The 3,720-nt window shown below is 40.5% G+C and carries 5 protein-coding genes; 2 read left to right on the forward strand and 3 right to left on the reverse strand.

The genetic code is table 11. The features are described from left to right. Nucleotides 1–283: 283 nt before the first annotated feature. On the forward strand, nucleotides 284–514 hold the full coding sequence (locus tag Q0296_RS02660; protein ID WP_298036221.1) for a DUF2798 domain-containing protein: 231 nt from the start codon (nucleotides 284–286) through the stop codon (nucleotides 512–514). A gap of 43 nt (nucleotides 515–557) precedes the next feature. Here Q0296_RS02660 and Q0296_RS02665 read toward each other — a convergent pair whose 3' ends face one another. The 3 genes from Q0296_RS02665 to Q0296_RS02675 form a co-directional block, all read right to left on the reverse strand. Next, entirely contained in the window at nucleotides 558–848 is a 291-nt protein-coding gene (locus tag Q0296_RS02665; RefSeq protein ID WP_298036223.1) for a DUF5339 domain-containing protein, read from the reverse strand. A 108-nt stretch (nucleotides 849–956) separates the two neighbouring features. Continuing rightward, nucleotides 957–1,601, reverse strand: a complete 645-nt coding sequence (locus Q0296_RS02670) for a ferritin family protein (protein WP_002940712.1) — start codon at nucleotides 1,599–1,601, stop codon at nucleotides 957–959. Between the two features lie 272 nt (nucleotides 1,602–1,873). Beyond that, nucleotides 1,874–2,329, reverse strand: coding sequence for a DIP1984 family protein (locus Q0296_RS02675; protein ID WP_103599097.1), 456 nt, complete (start codon nucleotides 2,327–2,329; stop codon nucleotides 1,874–1,876). Between the two features lie 88 nt (nucleotides 2,330–2,417). On the opposite strand from Q0296_RS02675, the gene Q0296_RS02680 reads away from it, so the two are divergent. Then, nucleotides 2,418–3,584 carry a MalY/PatB family protein gene (locus Q0296_RS02680; protein WP_298036229.1) on the forward strand — a complete coding sequence of 389 codons (1,167 nt, stop codon included), beginning with the start codon at nucleotides 2,418–2,420 and terminating at the stop codon, nucleotides 3,582–3,584. Nucleotides 3,585–3,720 lie beyond the last annotated feature (136 nt).

The following is a 3,720-nucleotide window of genomic DNA, read 5'->3' on the forward strand; positions in this document are numbered from 1 at the left end:
CACTTTTTGGCACTGCGGCATTTGCCCTTGATAAGGCAGGATATGCGAGTTTAAAAGATGTGAAAATTTTAAATAGCGATATGAAAGACGCAGTGTGAGAGCGGCAACGGCATAGACGTGGGTCCGCTTGGTGCGCTTGAGATGTGGCATGAAAAGTGCGAAGCACCAAAGAGCATGCTGGCAAGGAGTTTTTAGTGTGTGCCTATCCAAAGGTGGCTACATACGTAGGCGGTGACGCAAGCAAGGCAAGTAGCTTTGTTTGTAAATAAATTTAGGTGGAAATTTGATACCAGTAAAATTTTATAGATATGTCTTTACCTTTATAATGTCAGCAATTATGGCGTTTATCATCTCTTTTGCGATGACATATTTGCACTTTGGCTTTATTGACGGCTTTGTACAAATTTGGATAGTAGAATACTTAAAAGCCTTTGTGATTGCCTATCCTGCGATATTTTTCGTAGCGCCACTGGCTGCAAAGCTAGCAAATTTGATATGTAAAAGCGAGAAGTAAAATTTAAAGAAAGAGTGGCTAGAGAGCCTAGCCACGCGGAGTTTTATTTTAAAAGACCTTGTTTTTTCATTTGGTCCATTACTTGAGCAAACATCTCTTTAGCTTGTTTGCAAGTAGCGTCTTGTTGCTCTTTTGGTAAAGAAGCTAGTTGATCCATTGATTGTTTCTTTTGATCTTCGTACATTTTTACTTGTTGCTCTTGACCAGCTTGTTTGTAAGCTTCGACCATTTTGTCGATGTCTGAGAAGTAAGACTTGCAAGTATCTGTAAGATCTGCAGCGTTTAGGTTTAGTGCAAAGCCAAGAGTAGCTAAAACTAGAAGTGATTTTTTCATATTTTCTCCTTGTGAAAAAGTATGCGAAAGTATAACATTTTTTATAGTGGTTGTGTGCTTAAAAAATTATAAATTTAGCCAAGACAAGCGCCTTGGCTATTTTGGCTTTTAGCCTAAGAATTCGCGTTTAAAATACTCTTTTGGAGCTTTGCAAAGTGGGCAAGCACCTGGAGCTTTTTTGCCTCTGTGAACGTGTCCGCAGACCTCGCAAACCCAGATATCTTCTTCGTCGCTCTCGAAAAAGCCCTCTTCATCAAGCATCTTTTTGAGCTCTAAATACTCTCTTTCATGCTCTACTTCAACCTTGCCGATCGCGTTAAATAGCCTCTCAACATCTCTTAGCTCTTCTTCTTTTGCGATCTTTGCAAAGTCTGGATACATCGTCGTATGCTCGTAGTTTTCGCCAGCTGCAGCGTCAAGTAAATTTTTATCCATCTTATCGATCGGATCGTTCATCATCTCGTGATATTTCTTAAATTCAGCCCTTGCGTGCCATTTCTCGTTTTCAGCTGCCTCGTAAAAGTGTCTAGCTATCGCGTGATAGCCTGCTTCTTTAGCTAGGTCGCCGTAAAGCTCGTATTTGTTTCTAGCTTGTGACTCGCCGGCAAATGCCTTCATCAAATTTACCGCTGTTAAATTTTCAGTCACGCACTTCATCTCTTCGCCGCAACAGGTTAGTGTGCCGCCGCCAACTTTTTGAACTTCGATTTCGTTGCCGCATTTTTCGCATTTGTATGTTTCATACTGTCTCATTTTGACTCCTATTTTGATAAAATTTGAGGCGATTATAACTCAAAAAATAAAATATGTAAATAATAATTTTTATTGATAAGGCAGCAAATTTGCGCCTTAAATTTTCCCCAAACCCACCCAAAATATAGCCAAACCAGTAAGTGGTAGTAAAAGTGCTTTTTAAATTTGCATTTGTAAGATTGCTAAGACTAAATTTAAGCTTTTGCCTGGTCTTCGCAAGCCGCCAATGTATGGTTTTTTACTCGCTTTTGGCTAAATTTTTACCATAAATTTTACTCTACTAGTTCAATCGCCCAGTTTGCCTCCTGAAGTTTCATCTCGAGCTCTCTGATCTCTTTTGAAAGCGCATCCACTTGCTTTTGAAGCGCGCTAACATCGACTGTGCTTAAAATTTTGATCTCGCTATTTGAGTAAAGATCCACTTTTTGACTAGCGCTTGTTGCAAACTCCCTAAGCACGTTTGCTTTTAGCGTCAAAGCGTCCTTTTTAGCGATCATCTCAGTTAGGCTCATGCCATCAAATTTAGCGCTTGAGTTTGTTAAATTTATAGAGCAAATGAGCGTGAAAAGCTCGCTTGTTAGCTTGTCAAGCTCTTTTAAAAGAAGCTTTGGATCCTCGCTTGGACTTTCGTTCTCCTGCGTTTTTGCATTGCTAAGTAGCCTAACTTTTAGCTGTTCGATGCGCTTTTGCGTGTCAGATCTTAGGATGAGAGCCTGAGCTAGTTTCATCATTTTTCCTTTTTGGGTATTAAATTTTTAAATCATCTTAGTATCTTTTGGGTTATAATTGATTTAAAATTTTATTTAAGGAAAAGCTATGAAGTACGATTTTGACACATTAGTAAGCAGAGAAGGCACAAACTCATCAAAATGGCGTATGAAAAATGACGTTTTGCCGATGTGGGTTGCAGATATGGACTTTAAGGCTGCACCTGAGATATTAAGTGTCTTGCAAAAGCGCCTTGATAACGGCGTCTTTGGCTACTCGTTCATCCCAAAAGAGTGGAATGAGGCGATAAGGAGCTGGTGGCAAAGACGTCACAATGTGGGGTTTCAAAACGAGTGGATCTGCTTTTGCACGGGCGTCATACCAGCACTTTCGACGGCTATTAGGAGATTTAGCAGCCCGGGAGATCAAATTTTAGTGCAAGCGCCCGTTTATCACGTCTTTTTTAACTGCATAAAAAACAACGGCCGTGAAATTTTATCAAACGACCTTGTTTATAAAAATGGCTCTTATGAGATAGACTTTGACGACCTTGAGGCAAAGCTAGCCCAGCCACTAACGACCATGATGCTACTTTGTAATCCCCACAATCCAATAGGTAAAATTTGGGACAAAGAGACGCTAAAAAAGATAGGTGAGCTTTGCTACAAGCACGGCGTTTTGGTCATTAGCGATGAAATTCACTGCGACATAACCGACCCTAGGCTAAGCTACGTACCATTTATCAGCGTTAGCGAGGAGTGCAAAAACAACTCCATAACGTGCATATCGCCAACAAAGGCCTTTAACATAGCTGGCCTTCAAAGCTCAGCCGTCGTTACGCCAAATGAAAAGATCAGATCAAGACTAAATGCTGCTATCAACTACGATGAGGTTGGCGAGGCAAATGCCTTTGCGATCATCGCCGCAATCGCCGCTTTTAACGAGGGCGAGGCATGGCTTGATGAGCTAAGAGAGTATCTTTTTGAAAACAAAAAGGTCGTTGCAAATTTTATAAAAGAGCAAAATTTACCAGTCAAACTCCTGCCATCAAATGCGACCTATCTTTTGTGGCTTGACTGCAGCGAGTTTTGCGAGGACTCGAGTGATCTTATGAAATTTCTGCGTGATAGGGCAGGGCTGTGGCTAAATGACGGCAATGCTTATAGGGGGGATAAATTTTTCCTTCGTATGAATATCGCAACGCAGCGCGAGAGGGTGCTTGAAGGGCTAAAACGCTTGCAAAATGGGATAAATTTATACCAAGAAAAAAGATAATTTTGACTAAATTTAGGGCGAGCTTGGCTTTGGTGAGCTAAATTTAAACTATCGTGGCGAAATTTCGTGAGCCGTTTTTAAATTTAAATAGAAAAGTAAAAATGCCGTTTTGTAGTGAAGCTTGCAAATTTAAATT

Source organism: uncultured Campylobacter sp., from assembly GCF_937890585.1.
GTDB lineage: Bacteria > Campylobacterota > Campylobacteria > Campylobacterales > Campylobacteraceae > Campylobacter_A.